This window comes from Actinoplanes sp. NPDC049316, from assembly GCF_040677315.1.
In the GTDB taxonomy this organism is placed as follows: domain Bacteria; phylum Actinomycetota; class Actinomycetes; order Mycobacteriales; family Micromonosporaceae; genus Actinoplanes.
The window spans coordinates 1-18,409 of record NZ_JBFAQM010000016.1; the positions used below are offsets into that span (position 1 = coordinate 1).

General features: G+C 70.5%; 17 protein-coding genes. 6 read left to right on the forward strand and 11 right to left on the reverse strand.

Annotated features, from left to right (window positions below; all coding sequences use genetic code 11):
• Nucleotides 1-266 precede the first annotated feature (266 nt).
• The 7 genes from AB0K03_RS23280 to AB0K03_RS23310 form a co-directional block, all read right to left on the reverse strand.
• Nucleotides 267-1,091 (reverse strand): SAM-dependent methyltransferase, encoded by an 825-nt coding sequence (locus tag AB0K03_RS23280; protein ID WP_364688126.1) that lies wholly within the window; start codon nucleotides 1,089-1,091, stop codon nucleotides 267-269.
• A gap of 93 nt (nucleotides 1,092-1,184) precedes the next feature.
• Nucleotides 1,185-2,516, reverse strand: a complete 1,332-nt coding sequence (locus tag AB0K03_RS23285) for a nitrate/nitrite transporter (RefSeq protein WP_364688128.1) — start codon at nucleotides 2,514-2,516, stop codon at nucleotides 1,185-1,187.
• Nucleotides 2,513-2,827 (reverse strand): Rieske 2Fe-2S domain-containing protein, encoded by a 315-nt coding sequence (locus AB0K03_RS23290; protein WP_364688130.1) that lies wholly within the window; start codon nucleotides 2,825-2,827, stop codon nucleotides 2,513-2,515. Before AB0K03_RS23290 ends, AB0K03_RS23285 begins: the two co-directional genes overlap by 4 nt.
• Nucleotides 2,824-5,283 carry a nitrite reductase large subunit NirB gene (gene nirB / locus AB0K03_RS23295; protein ID WP_364688132.1) on the reverse strand — a complete coding sequence of 820 codons (2,460 nt, stop codon included), beginning with the start codon at nucleotides 5,281-5,283 and terminating at the stop codon, nucleotides 2,824-2,826. The genes AB0K03_RS23290 and nirB overlap by 4 nt, the downstream gene beginning before the upstream one ends.
• Before the next feature lie 2 nt (nucleotides 5,284-5,285).
• Nucleotides 5,286-7,379 carry a molybdopterin oxidoreductase family protein gene (locus tag AB0K03_RS23300; protein WP_364688134.1) on the reverse strand — a complete coding sequence of 698 codons (2,094 nt, stop codon included), beginning with the start codon at nucleotides 7,377-7,379 and terminating at the stop codon, nucleotides 5,286-5,288.
• 69 nt (nucleotides 7,380-7,448) lie between these two features.
• Nucleotides 7,449-8,090, reverse strand: a complete 642-nt coding sequence (locus AB0K03_RS23305; RefSeq protein WP_364688136.1) for a CbiX/SirB N-terminal domain-containing protein — start codon at nucleotides 8,088-8,090, stop codon at nucleotides 7,449-7,451.
• Nucleotides 8,087-9,187 (reverse strand): uroporphyrinogen-III synthase, encoded by a 1,101-nt coding sequence (locus AB0K03_RS23310; protein ID WP_364688425.1) that lies wholly within the window; start codon nucleotides 9,185-9,187, stop codon nucleotides 8,087-8,089. Before AB0K03_RS23310 ends, AB0K03_RS23305 begins: the two co-directional genes overlap by 4 nt.
• Before the next feature lie 263 nt (nucleotides 9,188-9,450).
• On the opposite strand from AB0K03_RS23310, the gene AB0K03_RS23315 reads away from it, so the two are divergent.
• Both AB0K03_RS23315 and AB0K03_RS23320 read left to right on the forward strand, forming a co-directional pair.
• Entirely contained in the window at nucleotides 9,451-10,224 is a 774-nt protein-coding gene (locus tag AB0K03_RS23315) for a DUF4142 domain-containing protein (RefSeq protein WP_364688138.1), read from the forward strand.
• A 162-nt stretch (nucleotides 10,225-10,386) separates the two neighbouring features.
• Nucleotides 10,387-10,698 (forward strand): MarR family winged helix-turn-helix transcriptional regulator, encoded by a 312-nt coding sequence (locus tag AB0K03_RS23320; RefSeq protein WP_364688140.1) that lies wholly within the window; start codon nucleotides 10,387-10,389, stop codon nucleotides 10,696-10,698.
• 23 nt (nucleotides 10,699-10,721) lie between these two features.
• Here the strand turns inward: AB0K03_RS23320 and AB0K03_RS23325 are convergent, their stop codons facing one another.
• The 3 genes from AB0K03_RS23325 to AB0K03_RS23335 all read right to left on the reverse strand — a co-directional run bounded on the left by AB0K03_RS23325 (nucleotide 10,722) and on the right by AB0K03_RS23335 (nucleotide 14,420).
• Entirely contained in the window at nucleotides 10,722-12,698 is a 1,977-nt protein-coding gene (locus tag AB0K03_RS23325; protein ID WP_364688142.1) for a M48 family metalloprotease, read from the reverse strand.
• Nucleotides 12,699-12,703: 5 nt separating this feature from the next.
• Nucleotides 12,704-13,681: a hypothetical protein gene (locus AB0K03_RS23330; RefSeq protein WP_364688144.1), complete on the reverse strand. Its 978-nt coding sequence runs from the start codon at nucleotides 13,679-13,681 to the stop codon at nucleotides 12,704-12,706.
• Nucleotides 13,682-13,808: 127 nt separating this feature from the next.
• Complete coding sequence (locus AB0K03_RS23335) at nucleotides 13,809-14,420, reverse strand: TetR/AcrR family transcriptional regulator (protein WP_364688146.1); 612 nt, start codon at nucleotides 14,418-14,420, stop codon at nucleotides 13,809-13,811.
• A 99-nt stretch (nucleotides 14,421-14,519) separates the two neighbouring features.
• On the opposite strand from AB0K03_RS23335, the gene AB0K03_RS23340 reads away from it, so the two are divergent.
• The 3 genes from AB0K03_RS23340 (at nucleotide 14,520) to bla (ending at nucleotide 17,163) form a co-directional block, all read left to right on the forward strand.
• The gene (locus AB0K03_RS23340) at nucleotides 14,520-15,170 is read left to right on the forward strand and encodes a hypothetical protein (RefSeq protein WP_364688148.1); all 651 of its coding nucleotides are present in this window, start codon (nucleotides 14,520-14,522) and stop codon (nucleotides 15,168-15,170) included.
• Between the two features lie 21 nt (nucleotides 15,171-15,191).
• Entirely contained in the window at nucleotides 15,192-16,169 is a 978-nt protein-coding gene (locus tag AB0K03_RS23345; protein ID WP_364688149.1) for a CPBP family intramembrane glutamic endopeptidase, read from the forward strand.
• Nucleotides 16,170-16,257: 88 nt separating this feature from the next.
• A complete protein-coding gene (bla, locus tag AB0K03_RS23350; RefSeq protein ID WP_364688151.1) occupies nucleotides 16,258-17,163 on the forward strand; it encodes a class A beta-lactamase in 906 nt (301 codons plus the stop codon).
• Here bla and AB0K03_RS23355 read toward each other — a convergent pair.
• On the reverse strand, nucleotides 17,147-17,278 hold the full coding sequence (locus AB0K03_RS23355; RefSeq protein ID WP_364688153.1) for a hypothetical protein: 132 nt from the start codon (nucleotides 17,276-17,278) through the stop codon (nucleotides 17,147-17,149). The genes bla and AB0K03_RS23355 overlap by 17 nt on opposite strands.
• Between AB0K03_RS23355 and AB0K03_RS23360 the strand changes: the two genes are divergently transcribed.
• Entirely contained in the window at nucleotides 17,277-18,026 is a 750-nt protein-coding gene (locus AB0K03_RS23360; RefSeq protein ID WP_364688155.1) for a hypothetical protein, read from the forward strand. The two genes, AB0K03_RS23355 and AB0K03_RS23360, sit on opposite strands and share 2 nt — an antisense overlap.
• Nucleotides 18,027-18,409: the final 383 nt, after the last annotated feature.

Here is an 18,409-nt window from a genome sequence, read left to right on the forward strand (position 1 = left end):
CAGCACGACAGCGCTGACGGCGGAAAGGGAGATCAAAAGACGACGCATCGGAACTCCTTGCGACGAGGACGATGACGCAGGTCCGAAACTTTCGGGGTTCTTCCGGAAGCAATGACAGGAATCTATGCGCCCCTCTTCGGGCGGTCAAGAGACCAGCCTTCGGCGTCACCGCAGGTCGACAGAACTCATGCGTCAACTCAGGTTGACAGCCATGCCGAACCGGACCGAGCGCGGGGCCGGCCCGCCGCGAGGTGTGAAGCGAGAACTCAGCGGGCCCGGGCGACAGCTCCGTAGCCGGTGGCCTCGGCGGGCGTCGGGCGCGGACCCGGCTCGGGCCGCCAGTCCGACACCGAGACGATGCCCGGCTCGAGCACCTCGAGGCCCTCGAAGAACCGCGAGACCTCCGCCCAGGGGCGCGGCGAGAACCGCGGTTTGATCGGCTCGTTCACCGCGTTCATCGCCGCGATCGTCTCCGGGTCGAGCGGGTCGAACGTCGCGTGCGACAGCACCAGGTAGCTGCCCGCAGGCATCGCGGCGAAGAGTCGCCGCACGATCCCCCACGGGTCCTCGTGGTCCTCGACGAAGTGCAGGATCGCCACCAGGAGCAGCGCCACGGGCTGCGAGAAATCCAGCGTCTCGAGCACGGCGGGGTCGTTCAGGATCGCGTTGGGCTCGCGTACGTCGGCGTCGATGTACGCGGTGCGGCCCGCTCCCGAGCTGGTCAGCAGCGCCCGGGCGTGGGTGAGGACGAGCGGGTCGTTGTCCACGTACACGATGCGCGATTCCGGGGCGACGGCCTGGGCGACGTCGTGGACGTTCTCCGCGGTGGGCAGGCCGGTGCCGATGTCGAGGAACTGCCGGATGCCGGCCTCGGCGGTGAGGTGGCGGACCGCGCGGCGCATGAAGGCGCGATTCTCGCGGGCGGCGGTGCGGATGTGCGGGAAGACCGCGGCGATCGCCTCGGCTGCCTCGCGGTCGGCCTGGAAGTTGTCCTTGCCGCCCAGCCAGTAGTCGTAGCGCCGGGCCGGGTGCGGCTTGGTCGCGTCGATGCGGACCGCGCCGCCCGGCCAGGTCTCGCCGTCCGTACCCACCACGTTCTCCCGTCGTCCATGACATCGAGGCGCGAGCAGGTCCCGCGGACAGCCGTCCGGGAGATCTGCTCGCGCCATCGTAGTCGCACGGCGTCACACGCCGGTGAGGCTGCGGCCCGGCCGCCGGTACACCGCCCACGTCACCAGCACGCACAGCGCATAGAAGGCGATGAACGCCACGTACGCCGCGTCGGCCGTCTTGTACTCCAGGAACGACTGCCGGAACGCCAGGTTGACCAGCACCCCGCCGAACGCGCCGATCGCGCCGGCGATGCCGATGACCGCACCGGAGAGGCGGCGGGCCTCGTGCTCGTCGTGCGGGTTCTGCAGCGCGAAGATGCGCGGGATCATCTTGTACGTCGAGCCGTTGCCGATGCCGCTGAACACGAACAGCGCGACGAACCCGACCAGGTAGAGCGGCAGCGAGTGCAGCTGGGAGGCGAGCAGCACGATCCCGGCGCCGACTGCCATCGCGACGAAGTTCCAGAACGTGACGCGGGCGCCGCCGAGCCGGTCGGCCAGCGCCCCGCCGACCGGGCGGATGAGCGAGCCGAGCAGCGGGCCGAGGAACGTCAGGTACGCGGCCTTGACCGGCGTGCTGAACACGTCGCCGAACTGCACCTGCAGCACCTGGCCGAACGCGAAGCCGAAGCCGATGAACGAGCCGAACGTGCCGATGTAGAGCAGCGACATGATCCAGGTGTGCGGCCGGCGCGCGGCGTCCCGCATGCCCCGCTTCTCGTTGCGGGCCTGGCTGAGGTTGTCCATGGACACCGCCGAGCCGGCGGCGGCGACGACGATCAGCGGGATGTAGATACCGGCCACGATCCCGGGATGCCCGGCGCCGAAGACCGCCAGCACGAACAGCCCGACCAGCTGCACCGCCGCCACGCCGAGGTTGCCGCCGCCGGCGTTGATGCCCAGCGCCCAGCCCTTGAGCCGGTCCGGGTAGAACGCGTTGATGTTGGCCATCGAGGAGGCGAAGTTGCCGCCGCCGACGCCGGCCACCGCGGCGAGCAGCAGCAGGGTGCCGTACGAGACCCCCGGCTTGATCAGGAACGCGGCGAGCACCGCCGGGACGAGCAGCAGGGAGGCGCTGATGATGGTCCAGTTGCGCCCGCCGAACCGGGCCACCGCGAACGTGTACGGGATCCGCAGCACCGACCCCACCAGCGCGGGCACCGCGGTGAGCAGGAACTTCCCGGCCGGGTCGATGCCGTACGCGGGCCCGAGGAACAGCACCAGCACCGACCACAACGTCCAGACGGAGAAGCCGATGTGCTCGGAGAAGATGGAGAAGGTGAGGTTGCGCCGGGCGATCGCCGCGCCGCGCTGCTCCCAGAAGATCGGGTCCTCGGGCCGCCAGTCGTCGATCCAATGACCGCGGACGCTGACGGCGGGACGTTCCAACGTGGTGGCGCTCACAGCAGTACCTCCGAGGGGATCACGAGCATGTCGTCGGCGTCGACGGCGACGGGGTAGACCTTCAGGGGCGGCAGATCGCCGCGGGCACAGCCGGTGGTCAGGTCGAACGCGGTCAGGTGCAGCGGGCAGATCACGACCTCGTCGTCGATCTGCCCGTCCGCGAGAGGGCCGCCCTTGTGCGGGCAGACCGCGGACACGGCGCGCACCGAGCCGTCGCGCAGCCGGAAGACGGCGACCATCTCCCCGGCGACGGCGTACGTGCGCCCCTCGCCCCGGGGGATGTCGTGAACGGAACCGAGCCGGATGCTCATCGGACCGGCACCTGGGGCAGGAACACCAGCGGCAGCGAGGTCCGGAATTGTCCTGGTGTCACGGGTTCGGCACGTTCCTTCCACGGGTCCCGGTAGGCGGCCACGGAGGCGTCCATCGCGGCGTCCAGGTCGGCGGCGATGCCGTCGGCGTCGTCGACGACGACCTCGCGAATGCGCTCGATGCCCACCCGGGGGACCCATGCATAGGTGCGTTCCAGCCAGTTGGCGTTCTCGCGGTAGTACTGCAGGAACCGCCCGGTGAGCGTGATGACCTCGTCGGCCGAGTCCACGGTGGCCAGCAGGTCGCCCTTGCGCACGTGCGCGCCGGCGGCCCCGCCGACGTAGATCTCCCACTTGCCGCCGTCGATGGCGACGACACCGAGGTCCTTCACGTACGCCTCGGCGCAGTTGCGCGGGCACCCGGTCACCGCGAGCTTCATCTTTCCCGGGCCCTCGATGCCCTGGTAGCGCTCCTCCAGCGCGATGCCCAGCGCGGTGGAGTCGCCGACGCCGAAGCGGCAGAAGTCGGAGCCCACGCAGGTCTTCACGGTGCGGAAGCTCTTGCCGTACGCCCATCCCGACGGCATGTCGAGGTCCGCCCAGATCTGCGGCAGCTTCTCCTTGGGTACGCCCAGCAGGTCGATGCGCTGCCCGCCGGTGAGCTTGACCATCGGCACCGCGTGCTTCTCGGCCACCTCGGCGATCCGCTTGAGCTGCGCCGGGGTGGTGACGCCGCCCTTCATCTGCGGAACCACCGAGAAGGTGCCGTCGCGCTGGATGTTGGCGTGCACGCGGTCGTTGATGAACCGGGCGTCGCGCTCGTCGGCGTACTCGCCGCCCCACATCATCTTGAGCAGCGACGCGAGGCCCATCTTGCTCTTGGCGTCCTCCTTGCCGCCGGGCACGAGCGTGGCGAACACCGAGGAGACGGACTTCAGGCCGTGCTCGCGGATCGCTCGCATCAGCTCCGGCTTCGGCATGGGTACGCCGGGGACGTACCAGCTCGCCGCCGGATCCTCCTCGACCTCGCCGCCGGCCGCCCACTCGACGATGCGCTGCACGAGGGGCTTGCAGGTACCGCAGCCCTTGCCGGCGCGGGTCTTGTCCATGACGCCGGAGACGGTCCTGCAGCCGCTCTGCACGGTCGAGCAGATCGCACCCTTGCTGACGCCGTTGCAGTTGCAGACCTGCGCGTCGTCGGGCATCTCGGCCGGGCTGACCTCGGCGGGCGGCCCGCCCAGGTCGAACATCAGCTCGGCGCGCTCCTCCGGCAGCGCCAGCCCGCGGTCGAACGCCTGCATGAGGAAGGCGTACTTGCGCACGTCACCGACGAGCGTGGCACCGACCAGGCGCCCGTCGCGGATGACGATGCTCTTGTAGACGCCCTTGCGCGGCTCGCTGAACACCAGCGTCTCGTCGTCGTCGCGCTCGGCCGCCTGAACGCCCATCGCGGCCACGTCCACGCCGGCGACCTTGAGCTTGGTGGCGATCCGCGAGCCGTGGTACGCCGCGTGCGGATCCCGGCCGGTGATGTGGTCGGCGAGCACCTTGGCCTGGTCCCAGAGCGGGGCGACCAGGCCGTACGTCTCGCCGCGGTGCTGGGCGCACTCCCCCACCGCGTAGATGTCGGCCTCGCCCTGCACCCGCATCTGGTCGTCGACCACGATGCCGCGCTCGACGGGCAACCCGCTGGCCTGCGCCACGTCGGCGTTGGCGCGGATGCCGGCCGCGACCACCACGACGTCGCACGGGATCGTCCGGCCGTCGGCCAGCTTCATTCCGGTCACCGAGTGCTTGCCGAGGATCTCGGTGGTCTGCGCGTCGACCACCACCTCGATGCCCAGCTTCTCGACGCTGCGCTGCAGGGTCGCGCCCGCCTCGGCGTCCAGCTGGGTGTTCATCAGGTGGCCCATGGCGTGCACGAGCGTCACGTGGCTCAGGTGGTTCTGCAGCCCGCGGGCCGCCTCCAGGCCGAGCAGGCCGCCGCCGATGACCACCGCGCGCTCGTGCTCGCGGGCGTACCGGATCATCGCGCGGGTGTCGTCGAGCGTGCGGAAGGCGAAGACGCCCTGGTGGTAGCCGCGGCCGGGGCGGTGGATGCCGGGGATCGGCGGGACGAACGCGCGGCTGCCGGTGGCGATGATCAGCTTGTCGTACGGGGTCGCGCTGCCGTCCTCGGCGTACACCACCTTGGCGGCCCGGTCGATGCGCGTGATCCGGGTGCCGGTGTGCAGGGTGATGCCGTTGTCGGCGTACCAGGACAGGTCGTTGAGGAAGATGCCGGACTCGTCCTCCACGCCCGCGAGGACGTTGGAGAGCATGATCCGGTTGTAGTTGCCGTACGGTTCGTCGCCGAACATCGTGACGGCGAAGCCGCCGTCACGGGCGAGGATCTCCTCGACGGTCCGGGCGCCGGCCATGCCGTTGCCGATGATCACGAGACGCGGTTGCTGCATGCTCAGCAGCTCCCTTCTTCTTGGGTACGCGCGATGGCGACCGCGCACGCCTTGAACGCCGGCATCCGGGAATGCCGGTCGAGCGCGGGATCGGTGAGGGCGTTGACGGCGTTGTCGCCGCCCCAGTGGAAGGGCGCGAAGACGGTGTCCGGGCGGATCCCCGGATTCAGCCGGGCCCGGAAGAACGCCCGGCCGCGGCGGCTGCGCAGCTCGACCATGTCGCTGTCGGCGATGCCGTGCCGCCGCGCCAGATCGGGGTGCAGCTCGACGCGGGGCTCCGGCGTGGCCACGCTGAGCGCGGCGATCCGGCGGGTCTGGTTGCCGCTCTGGTACTGCTGCATCGTCCGGCCGGTCGTCAGGACGTACGGGTAACTCCGGTCGGGCAGCTCGTGCGGGTCGCGGTGCTCGACCCGTACGAAACGGGCCTTTCCGTCCGGGGTCGGGAAGCCGTCGGCGAACAGCCGCGGCGTGCCGGGGTGGTCCTCGTTCGGGCACGGCCAGAAGACGCCCTGCTCGGCCTCCACCCGCTCCCAGGTGATGCCGGCGTAGTCGGCGATCCCGCCGGCGCTGGCCCGGCGCAGCTCCTCGAACACCTCGCGCGGGTCGTCGCTGAAGAACTCGCCGCGCCCGAGGCGGTCCGCGAGGTCCTTGAGAAAGCGCAGGTCGGTGCGGACCTCGGGCGGCGGCGGCAGGGCGCTGCGGCGGCGGATGACCCGGCCCTCCAGGTTGGTCATCGTGCCCTCCTCCTCCGCCCACTGCGCGGTCGGCAGCACGACGTCGGCGAGCGCGGCCGTCTCGGAGAGGAAGATGTCGCTGACCACGAGCAGATCGAGGGCGCGCAGCCGGTCGATGACGTGGGTGGCGTGCGGCGCCGAGACGGCGATGTTGCTGGCCAGCACGAGCAGCACCCGGACGCCGCCGTCGGTGCCGAGGCGGTCGAGCATCTCGTACGCGCTCCTGCCGGGTTTCGGCAGCTCGTCGGGGTCGACGCCCCACACCTTCGCGACGTGCGCGCGGGCGGCCGGGTCGTCGAGGCGGCGGTAACCGGGCAGCTGGTCGGCCTTCTGCCCGTGCTCGCGGCCGCCCTGCCCGTTGCCCTGGCCGGTGATCGTGCCGTAGCCCGAGTACGGCCGGCCCACCAGGCCCAGCGCGAGGGCGAGGTTGAGGTAGGCCTGGGCGGTGTCCGTACCGTTGCTGTGCTGTTCCGCGCCCCGCGCGGTGAGGATCATCGCCGGCTTCTCGGTCGCCAGCAGGCGGACCGTCTCGCGCAGATGCGCCTCGGGGACGCCGGTCATCCGCTCGACCCGCTCGGGCCAGTAGGAGGTGACCGCGGCGCGGACCGCCTCGAAGCCCGTCGTGCGCTCGCGGATGTAGTCCTCGTCGACCAGGCCCTCCCGGACCGCGATGTGCAACAGGCCGTTGGCCAGCGCCAGGTCCGTGCCGGGCAGGGGTTGCAGATGCCGGTACGCGCCCTTCGCGGTCGCCGTCAGCCGCGGGTCCACGACGATGTGCCGGGCGCCCTCGGCCCGCCCCGCGTCCAGGTACTGCATCGACGGCGGCATCGCGTCGGCCGGGTTCGCCCCGACGAGCAGGACCGTACGGGCGCTCGCCAGGTCCTCCAGCGGGAACGGCAGCCCCCGGTCCACGCCGAGCGCCCGGTTGGCGGCCGTCGCGGCCGAGGACATGCAGAACCGGCCGTTGTAGTCGATGGACGCCGAGCGCAGCGCCACCCGGACGAACTTGCCCAGCGTGTACGCCTTCTCGTTGGTCAGCCCGCCACCGCCGAACGCGCCGACGCTGTCGGGCCCGTACCTCTCCTGGCCGGCCCGGATCGCGGTGACGATCCGCTGCAGGGCCTCGTCCCAGGTGGCCTCGCGCAGCGGGCTGGTCCGGTCCCCCGGCGTCTTGCGGACCAGCGGGGTGAGCAGCCGGTCCTTGTGGTCCAGCAGCTCCGCGGCGGTCCAGCCCTTGGCGCACAGCCCGCCCCGGTTGACCGGGAACTCGGCGGGCTCGAGCCGCACCCGCGGGATCTCGGGCGTCAGCCGGATACCGCACTGCAGAGCGCAGTACGGGCAATGGGTCTCGGTCACCGTCACGCCACCGATCGTGCTGGTGCGGCGTTTCGATCAGCGGCGCGTCCCCGTTGCGCCGGCGTACGCAAATCCCTACAACCGGCCGGCGGCCATTGTGAGATCGGCGTACCGGGTCAGCACCAGGTCCACGACGGCCGGGTCCTCGCACAGCGGCGGCGCGACCCGATCCGCGCCGGCGCGGTGCAACGACCGGTAGAAGAGCCCCTCGGCCAGCAGGTACGCCGCCACGGTCACCCGCTCGGCGCCGCTCTCCCGCAGCTCGGCGACGACCTCGGGGACGCGGCGCTCGGTGCCGGAGGCGTACGCGACCGTGGCGCCGAGCTCGGCCGCCACCCGGTCCACATCGGAGCGCCATGCCGGATCGGAGGAGCCGGCCGCGGCCAGCACCACGGCGTCCTCACCCGGCAGGTTCTTCCGGAGGATGTCGACGAGGACCGGGTCCGGGCCCAGCGGCGGCGCAACTCGTGCTCCGGTGCTCGCCGCGGCCTCCGCGATGTCGACGCGTACGTGATAACCGGCCGACAGCAGCAACGGCACGATGACCGCGTCCGGGGTGTCGGCGACCTCGCCCACGCGGGGCTGCTGCACATCCACGTACGCCAGCCGCACGTCGACGTCCGGGCGGCGGAGCGCGACCCGGTCCACGAGATCGCGGATCTGCGCCTGGCCGGCCGCGGACCTCGTACCGTGCGCGACCGCCAGCAGCACTGTCACGGTTCGTCCACCCTCAGCCGGTAACCCCGTTTGATCACTGTCTCGATGTGCCCACCGCCGCCCAGTGCGGTGCGCAGCCGGGCGATCGCCACGTCGACGGCGTGCCCGTCGGTGCCCCGCGGCAACGCCTCGGCCAGCCGGTCCTTGGAGACCACGACCCCCGGGCGCGACGCCAGCGTCTTGAGGATGGCCATCGCCGCCGGTGCGAGCGTCTGCAACCGGCCGCCGACCAGCACCGCGTGCCCCCGGATCTCCAGCTCCTGACCGGCCACGGCCAGCCGGACGGCCCGCCGCGGCAGCTCGTCGGTGACCACCTTGACCAGCGCCCCCAGCCGCGACCGGTGCGGCGTCACGACGGGCACCTTCTCCTCCACCAGCTGCGCCGCGGTGACCGGCCCGACGCAGGCCGCCATGGTCCCGCCCCGGAACCGCTCCAGCACCTCGCCGGCGGCCTCCCCGGCGATGTCGAGCAGGGCCTGCACGGCCGGGGCGCTGGTGAACGTGACGGCGTGGACCTGCCCGGCGGTGAGCTGGCCGACGAGCCGGCGTACGGGCGCGACATCCGCCGGCAGCGTCCACCGGTAGACCGGCACCTCCACCACCGCGGCCCCGGCGGCCCGCAACGCCTCGGTGAAGCCGGCCTGCGGCCCCCCGTGCAGCTGCACCGCGATCCGCCGCCCCGCGACCCCCTGAGCGAGCAGCCGCTCGAGAATCTCCTCCGACGACTCGGTCGCGGCCGACCAGTCCTCCGTCAGATCGGCGGCCCGGATCGCCCCGCACGGCTTCGCGCCCCGAGCGATCAACCGGGCCCGCCCCAGCGCGGCCCGCAGCGTGTCACCCATCCCCCAGCCCTCGGCGGCCTCCAACCACCCCCGGAACCCGATCCCGGTGGTGGCGATGACGATGTCGGGCGCCAGTCCGACACACGCCTCGGTGGCGTGCAGCAGGGCCTCGTCGTCCCGCAACGGCACGATCGTGATGGCGGGGGCGACCACCACCCGGGCTCCCCGCCGCTCCAGCAGGGCGGAAAGCTCCTCCCGCCGCCGCTCGGCGGTCACGGCCACGGTGAACCCGGCAAGCGGGCCGGCATCGGCGATCTGGTCGACGGTCACCCGTCCGATGCTCGCCAGCTGCTATTTCGTCCCGCGATCTCGAATGTTTCCCCGGTGATAACGCGGCATCACTTCCGCACCCCGCCCCCGGTGAGACCGCCTCTGGCAACTACTTCCGACATGGGTTGATCCCGAGCGGGCCGGCGTCCGTACTCCAGCCTGCATTGACTGTGAATTCACGAATGGAGATTCACGTGTTGGCCGTCCCGGGGATGTTGTCGTGGCGTCGTTGGCTCTGGGGTGCGGCGATGGTCGCCGTGGCAGCGACCCTGCTCGATCCACAGGCCGCACGGGCGGAGCCCGGCGTCCCGGCGCCGCCGAGCGGGCTGCTGAGCGACCGTGGCAGGGGCGATCTCTCGGACGCCGACCGCGATTTCGCGACGAAGGTTCGCCTCGCCGGGTTGTGGGAGATTCCCGCGGGCGAGATGGCGCAGGAGAGATCGGACGACCCCCGGATCCGCTCCATCGGGCGTGAGATCGCGGCTCAGCACCGGGTTCTGGACAGATTCGTCCGTGACGCCGGGAAGAAGCTGGACATCCCCCTGCCGGACGAGCCCAACTCGGACCAGCAGGGGTGGCTCGACGAGATGGCCAACGCCGAGGGAACGGACTTCGACAAGGTTTACATCGACCGGCTCCGCGCCGCTCACGGCAAGATCTTCCCGGCCATCGCGACCATCCGGGCCAGCACCCGCAACGACACGATCCGCAAGCTGGCGCAGCGCACCAACCAGTTCGTGATGACGCACATGACCCTGCTGGAGAGCAGCGGCATCGTGAACTTCGCCGCGCTGCCGACGGCACCACCGCCGGCAGCCGCCAACGGTGGGACGGCGAGCACCGCGCGCGTCGCCCCGGCGGCCAACTCCGAGACGCTGTCGCCGTTGACCGGTACATCGATGCTGTTGATCGTCGTCGTCGCGCTGGCCAGCGTGGCCGGAACGGCGTTCACGATGCGGCGGCTGTCGCAGGATCCGAGGCGGCGTTACCGACGGCAGCAGGGCCGGTACTTCGAGTCCTGATCGCCCACACTCCGCTGGGCGGGTGTCCAGGCGCGGCGGCCGGCCGCGTCCGCCCGTCTTCGACACCCGCTCCCGAACAGAGCGCACCAACGCCGTTCTCGTCCCGTCGTGCGCGTTCATCCGGGTACCTTGATCGGGAGCGGACGCGGATGGGAGCGAGAGATGTCGGTGCCGGAAGCGGCGAAGAGCTCGGGATCGGGCGTACGGGGCTGGACCTTCCTGACCAACCACGCCCACGTCCTGCTGGCCATCGCCCGCGACCCGACCGTGCGCCTGCGCGATGTCGCCGACACCATCGGCATCACCGAGCGCGCCGCGCAAGCCATCGTCACGGACCTCGAAACCGACGGCTACCTCACCCGCGAACGCGTCGGGCGCCGTAATCAGTACACCGTCAACCCGGCCGGCCGGTTCCGCCACCCCGCCGAAGCGGACCGGCACATCGGCGACTTGCTCAGCCTGTTCACCGAGTGATCGGGCAGATGCCGGCGCAGCGCTCATCCGCCGGGACGTGTGAGTGGTTCATCGCGCTGCCCGGGAGGATGCGGCGGGCCGGCCGCCAGGGACGGGTGGCTCCGCCCCCAGACCGCGGCGCCGACCGACGCCACGAGCCCGGCCGCCGGGATGCCGGCGACGGCGAGTACGGCGAAACCGGTGAGCCCGTCGGGAAGCCATGCCACGGCGAGGTCGATCAGGGCGGGGAGGGAGATCGGGGTGTCCCGCGTGCCGAGCGAGGTGTAGCGGGCGGCGATCAGCCCCGGTAGCCACAGGGTGATCAGTGTCGCGCCGTAGCCGGCGGCCAGGATCGACGCCGGGCCCGGCCACCGTCCTCGCGTCGTCCGGTGCCAGGACCAGGCTGTGAGCAGGAGCAGCAGGACGCTGGTGAGGGCGCCCGCGGCCACCAGGAGGGTCCATCGCCAGCCGTCGGCGTACGGGCTCAGCGGGGCCAGCCGGGTGCCGGCAGGCGTGACGAGCTCCCCGATCACCAGCCCGGCGGCCAACGCGAGTGCCAGTGCGAGCGCATGACGCACGGCCTGCCTTCGCGGTGCGGTGGCGGCGATCCGCGCCACACCGGCCGCCAGTCCGGCGCCCAGCGGCACGGTGACCAGGATCGCCAGCGCCGGGTACACGCTCATCCCCTCGCTCCAGATCGTCTCCGGGGTGAGGTCGCCCCGGGCCAGCAAGATCTTCTTGATCTGGACGCTGGTCTCGTTCAGCCAGACCGGCAACACCAGCATGACGGCCACACTCAGGGCGAACATGCCGCCGGGGCTGAACTCGAACCGGTACTGGTCACGCTGGAGGGCGATGTACCGGTCCGTCGGCGCAGGGTGGGCACGGACGAAGCGCCGCCACAGGTGCCCGGGGCTCCGCCGGGTGCGCGGGTCGGGTAGGACGTCGTCGGCGTTCCAGCCGACAGGTGCGTCGTGTTCCGCCACAGCGCGGCGGAGGAGCAGTTCGAGCGGCCTGCGATACGCGGCAGCGGCGAAGCGGTCGGCGTAGATTTCCCGGGTCTGCAACACCCCGTTACGGGCGAGGTAGATCACCGCGGTGAGAGCGGCCATGTGCAGCCAGGCCCCCAGGCTGGCCGAGCGCGTACCGAAGAAGAGATCCTCCGTGCCGGTCCAGTCCGGAACCAGGAACAGGGTGGGGGCGACCACGACCAGCAGGTAGGCGTACCACAACGCCACAGTGAGCCCGCCCAGGTCCACATCGCGGTTGTGCAGGTGGCCCAGTTCGTGCGCGACCACGGCCCGGAAGCCGTCAGGGTCGACCCGGTACAGCCGGAGCACCCCCCGGTTGAGCGCCACGTACCGGCGACCCACGTGCCCGAACGCCACCCCGTCCACCCGGGGATCGACGGGATGCACCAGAAACCGGGCGCGCACGCCGACATCCGCCGCCATGCTGCGTACCTCCGCAGTGAGCTCGGCGGGCGCCACCCGGGCGAGTGGCAGAAGCCGCCGGCTGCAGATCCGCCAGTGCGGCATCAATCCGTACAGCAGCAAGCCCGCGGCGGCCACGGCGGCGGGCAGGGCAAACTCCAGCCGATCCCCGAAGGGGAGCGGTGTCCGGAAGCACTCCGGCTGGCGCCGCCGCAGCTCCTCGCGGGTCAGCGTGGGAAGGAGCACCAGCCATGTCGCCTGCTCGGCTGGTGAGCCGGCACCTGATGCAGGCGCCCACGGTGTCTCGGCCGGCGAAGCGAGCCCATTGAATGCGGCCCGCCGCTGATGGTCACCCATCAGTTCGTACCGGATGGCCTCCAGCGAGCGGTGGCAGGCGCTGCTTTCGTCCAGCCAGGGCTGACTGGCATCGCGCCACAGCGATCCGATGCCCGCCGTGACCGTCAGCATCAGCATCACCAGGACCGCGAACCGGGCCGTGGTACTCGACGACCACGGCCCGGTGCCCGGAACGGTCCGCCGCTCCACTGCCGACCCGGCGCGCGGGCCGTGCAGGGGCGGGGCCGCCATCCCGGTCAGCCGTCCGTCTTCGGCGAAGGGCCGATGCCGGGTGTCTCCAACCCCGCCACGCCGTCGGGAGCGGAGGCCTCGCCTGCGGGCGGAACCATCGGCCCGGTGATGGCCCCGGCGCCCCGACCGAGGACGAGGCGCCCGACGATCGCCTCGGCGATCACAGTCGCGGTGTGTTCGGCCACGCCTGCGCTCCGAGCGGCGTGGCTCGCGGCGGCACGTACCCGCTCGAGGTCGGCGACGGACAGCGCGGCCACCGTGGTGGCGGCAGCGGCGTCGCCGGCCGCGCGGCGCCTTCCGCGCCGGCGCAGCCGACCCGCCAGCCTTCCCCAGAACCCGGCACTGAGCTGCTCGACACCGGTCGCCAGGAACACCCCGGCCCCGGCCGACGCCGCAGCCAGCGCCACCTCCGTCACCGTGTGCAAGGTGAGTTCGAGCCCGGAACTCAGGACGTCGCGATGCCGGAAAGCCGGCCGGCCACGGCGACGCAGCAAGGCGCCGGCGGTACGGTCGAACAGCGGTAGCTCCTCCGGCGCTGCCTCGGTCACCGCGGCCCGAGCCAGGTCCAGCACCATCTCCCGACGACGCCGGCGACCAATCAGTACGTAGCGCTGCACTGTGGACGACACGCCGTCATTGTTGCAGTCCGGATCACGTACCGGCCATCGCGAGAACCTCGGGTCGCCCGCCCTCCGCCGTATCGGCCCGTCCGAGAGGAGGGTGGAGATGGCCAGGTCATCGGGACCGCGTACTACGACAACGGCAACCGGCGCGCCTTCCTGTGGCAGCGGGGGGATTACCGGCTGCTGCCCGTGCCCGGTGGCATGGACAGCGCCGCCGTCGATATCAACAACCACGGGCAGGTCATCGGCGTTGTCGCGCGCCGCGGCACCACCGCCGAACAGGCCGTGCAGGGGCAGCGCCGCCCGGCACGGGAGCCGTCCGGGTGCGGCAACCTGGTGGCCGGTCCGCCCACGGAGCATCTCCGGTGATCAACGCGGACCTGGTGGCGCAGCGCAGGGCAGCCATGGCCATGCACCGGGTGATGGGTGCGCCAGCCGACCCGCCCGGGCAGGGCTGCTCGGCTCCAGTGGGCCGCCACCCGTGTCCTCACTCGCGTTGGTTTGCGGTCAGGATGCAATCGACAGCCGTATACAGGGTTTCGGTCTCGGACTGCAGGATGGAGTCCTCGGCGGGCAGCGCTCGTTCGATCGACAGTCCGTTGAGGACGGTCGACAGGAATCTCGCCCGGCTGGTGTGGTCTTCTTCGGGCAGCGCGCCTTCGTCGGCGAGCACCGTCAGCCAGTACTCGATACGGCGCCGGCCTTCCCGCTCCAAGGCGAGATATGCCGTGCGCACCTCGTCGGTCGGGTCGGACGCGATATACGTCTGGTATGCCTTGGTCCACGCCTCGCGTGCCTGCTGCCCGACACCGGCGGGGGCGAGGACTTGCCGGAGGCAGTTGACCAGTCGATCGCGGGCGGGTAGCGATCGATCCTGGATCGGATCGTCGGAGAACAAGCCGCCGTAGATTCGGGCGAGTACGGCGTCTCGCAGGGCGCGCTGGGTCGGAAAGTGAAATCTGAGCGAGCCCGTGCTCACCTCGGCGCGTGCCGCGACAGCACGCACGCTCAGCGTGGCTGTCACATCCTCGGCAAGCATCGCCGCCGCAGCCGCAAGGATCCGTTCTCGCGAGCCGATACCGCTGTGGTCCTGCGCCATGGGCCACCTCCTATTACATCGTACTAGTACGCCGTGCTAGCGTCGTCACTAGTACAGCGTGTTAGTGGGTCAGCGGTGATCGAGGAGGGGCGGTAAAGCATGGTCGGGGACTGGCGGCAAGGGCGAGCAGCCAAGCGCATCAAGCCCGGGAACGGACGGGCGTTGAAACCTCTCCGGTGGTGGCAGCTGCCCTTCCGCGCCGTGTTCTACCTCCCGCTCCCGCAGCCGGATGATCGGCAGACGGTCTACGCCGTCAACCTTCCCTACCGTTCCGATACCGGCAGCGGCAAAGCACGAGCCCACCTGTATCTCGACGGCAGACATCACGCCGAGTCCAAGCTCCCGGCGGCCTTCCCGGTCGAGGGAGGCACCATCGAAGTGGCAATCAGCGCCTTCGGGATCAAGCGCTGCCACTACGTCACCACCGCCGGCGCGGAGCGCCAACTCATCCCGGACCCGCGCTCCGCCGAAGGGCGCCGGGCCCGCATCGCACGCGACCACCCGACGCTGAGCCGCTCGCTCGGTCTTCTCTCGGTGTTGCTGCTCAGCATCGGCGTGGGCTTGAACCTGCTGCAACTCGCCGAACCCCTCTCCGAGATCGCTCCGATCACCGAGAAGATCGGGCGTTTCGACTCGCCCGTGCACCTGCCGATCTGGCTCAACTTCGCCCTCGCCGTCGGGGCCGCACTCGCAAGCACCGAGCGGGCGTTTCGCCTGCGCTACGGCCTGCTCGATCACGCCGGCAAATGATCACACCGAGACGAGGACGTCATGACTACGACCGTGAAGCCGAACTGGCCGCTGACTCCGAGCGAACCCCGCAACGGGCCGCCAGTCCCCGCCGCCGTGGAATATCACCGGGTCCTCGCAGCCGACGAACGCCGGATCGGGCGCGGCATCCTCGCGATCGCCCTGCTGCTGGCCGGGCTCGTCATCTTTCCGACCGCCATCGGCAGGGCAACGGCGCTCATCGACGTACAGCAGGGCAAAACACCGCCCATCCTGGGCGGCACCGACTACACGCCGCTCTCCCACGCCAGCTCCATGATCTCGCTCGGCCTGCTCGTCCCATGGAGCATGCTCATCCAGCGGTGGCTCTACGGCGTACCCGGCGCTTCCCTGCACTCCGTGACGTCGCGGTTCCGCTTCGATCTGCTCGGCAAATCCCTGCTCGTCCTCGGTCCCGCCTGGCTGGTCGCCAACGCCCTCGGCGGCCCCACGCCCGGTGACGAGTTCCCGTGGTCGCACACCGACCTCATCGCCCTCTTCATCACCACGATGCTGTTCACTCCGCTGCAGTCGGCGGGCGAGGAATATGGCGTACGTGGGCTGATCTTCCGGGTCATCGGAAGCTGGACCCGCGACCCACGGGCAGGACTGATCGCCGGGGTACTGGTCTCCAGCGCGCTGTTCACGGCCGTCCACGGCGCAACAGATCCGTACATCGTCGTCTGGTACTTCGTGCTCTGGACAGCACTGGCCGTCATCACCTGGCGCACCGGCGGGCTGGAGATCGCTGTCATGCTCCACGCCGTACTCAACACGTTCACGTTCATCCTGGCCATCACTCTCCGAGAAGACCTGGGCAGTGCAACCCAGGACCGCTCAGCCGGAGTCGGCACGCCGTACCTGCTCATCCCCACCATCACCGTCATCGTCATCACCACCGCCGTCTGGTGGTGCACCCGAAAGTCAGGACCAGCACGGACGACGAGCCTCAGTCAGACACCTCCTCACACCGGAGCATGAAGGAGCGCCTCAGCCGAATGCCGGAACACGCTGCCGTCGTCCCGATGCAGGTCGGTGAACACGAACCCACACGTGACAAGGAACAAGGATGACTTCTGCGACACACCGTCTGACCGCCGCGGTGGCAGTGCTGGCGCTGGGCGCGTGCGGCACCGTCGAAGCGGCCGAAGAGCCGATACGGGACCGCCCGGTGACGGTCCACCCGTCATCCGCGGCCGACCCGGACCACGAATTCCGGCAGCTCGAGGAGCGATTCGACGCACGCCTCGGGGTTTTCGCAATCGACACCGGCACCGGCCGGACGGTCGACCACCGGGCCGACGAACGATTCGCGTACTGCTCGACGTTCAAGGCGCTGGCCGCCGCGCAGGTCCTCGACGACACCACCGACACCGAGCTGGATCAGGTGGTGCGGTACTCGGCAGCTGACCTGGTGACCTATTCGCCCATCACGCAGCAGCATGTCGCCGACGGCATGACGCTGCGCGCGATCGCCGACGCAGCCCTGCGGTACAGCGACAACACCGCCGCCAACCTCCTGCTGCGCCATCTCGGCGGACCACAGAGGCTCAAGCAGGAATTGCGCAGACTCGGCGACAAGATCACCAACCCGGTTCGCTACGAGACCGAGCTCAACGAGGCGATTCCCGGCGACCACCGGGACACCAGTACCCCCCGGGCCATGGCGCAGGACCTGCAGGCGTACGCCATCGGCAACGCCCTCGAACCGGCGGACCGCGACGTGCTCACCGGCTGGCTGCGCGCCAACACCACCGGCGGCGAGCTGATCCGCGCCGGTGTCCCCGAAGGCTGGGTCGTCGGGGACAAGACCGGCTCCGGAGGCTACGGCACCCGCAACGACATCGCGGTGCTCTGGCCCCCGGACCGCGCGCCGATCGTCCTCGCAGTGCTGTCCAGCCGCGACGAGAAGGACGCCACGTACGACAACGCCCTCATCGCCCGGGCTGCCGAGGTCGTCATCGCCGCATTGTGACCATGTGGCCGTGACCGACGCCGACCCGCGCCGCGAGGCCGACGTCACGCTGCGCCAGTCGGCCCACGACCACATGCGCGGAAGTGACGTACGGATACGGCACGATCTTCGCCATGACGTCACCGGAGTGGTTCAGTCGTTATCAGAAGGGTCAGCGCGAACAGGTCTGGCGCGAGTTGCGCGAGCTGGGTTCTGCGGTGCGCAGCAGGCCCGAGCTTGCCCGGGAGGCGCAGCTGGTCTGCGACGAGATGGCCCGCCGCGCCCGGCAGAACGTCGAAACCATCGTCGAGCGGCTCACCGACGACGGCTACCGCTTCCACAGCAACGACGACAGGCAGATCTCTCAGACACCGCACATGCCGCCGACCGTCACGGCGGCCGACAGCGCAGCCTGGCTCGAGGAACGGTTCGGCAGTGTCCCGATGACCGTCCTGTCCTGGATGCGACTGGTCGGCGATGTCTGGCTCGTCGGCACCCACCCGAAGTGGCCGACCTCAGCGTCCGGCGATCCACTCGTCGTCGAGTTGGAAGGTTCGCGGTACCCCGAGTCGTCGATGCGCGACTACATCATTGAGGAGTGGGAGCAGTGGCAGGAGTCTGTCGACGACCGCGACGACCCCGGACCGTTCGTGCTGCCCGTCGCACCGGACCAGCTGCACAAGGAGAACACCAGCGGCGGCGACCCGTACGGAATCATCCTGCCCGACGACTCCACCGACGCATTGTTCGTCTCCGACACGACCACACCGTTCGTCTCGTACCTCAATTACACCTTCGCCCACGGCGGGTTCCCCCACGAGACGGGCTCACCGGAAGAGCAACGCATCAAGGCCGCGCTCGCCCACGACCTGCTGCCGCTCTAGGCTAGGGAAGGGCTCAGATCGCAGAAGGTCTATTCGGATTGAAAACGTCCACTGAGCCGCTTCGAAGACGTCCTCGAGCGCGTCCACCCCATGTTTCTGCGGAAGACTCGCCGGCGTGGCACTGGTTGGAGTCCGGTAACTCCGGCTGGCAATGATTCTCCTGGCTGCGGGCCCGAGGCTGGCTGCATTCGGCCGACAAGCCCCATCTTCCTCGTCGTCCGCTGACGCCGACGAACGAACTCTTCTGCCCCCGATGGTGCGTGCCGCCTGGGCAAGCGCACTCGCCTGAGCCGAAAGCTGCGGCGTGACGATCGGAGATCGGTCGCATCCGGAGTCCAACAGTGCCTCGTCAAGCGATCGGGTCTCAGGCGTGCCCTTGCCAA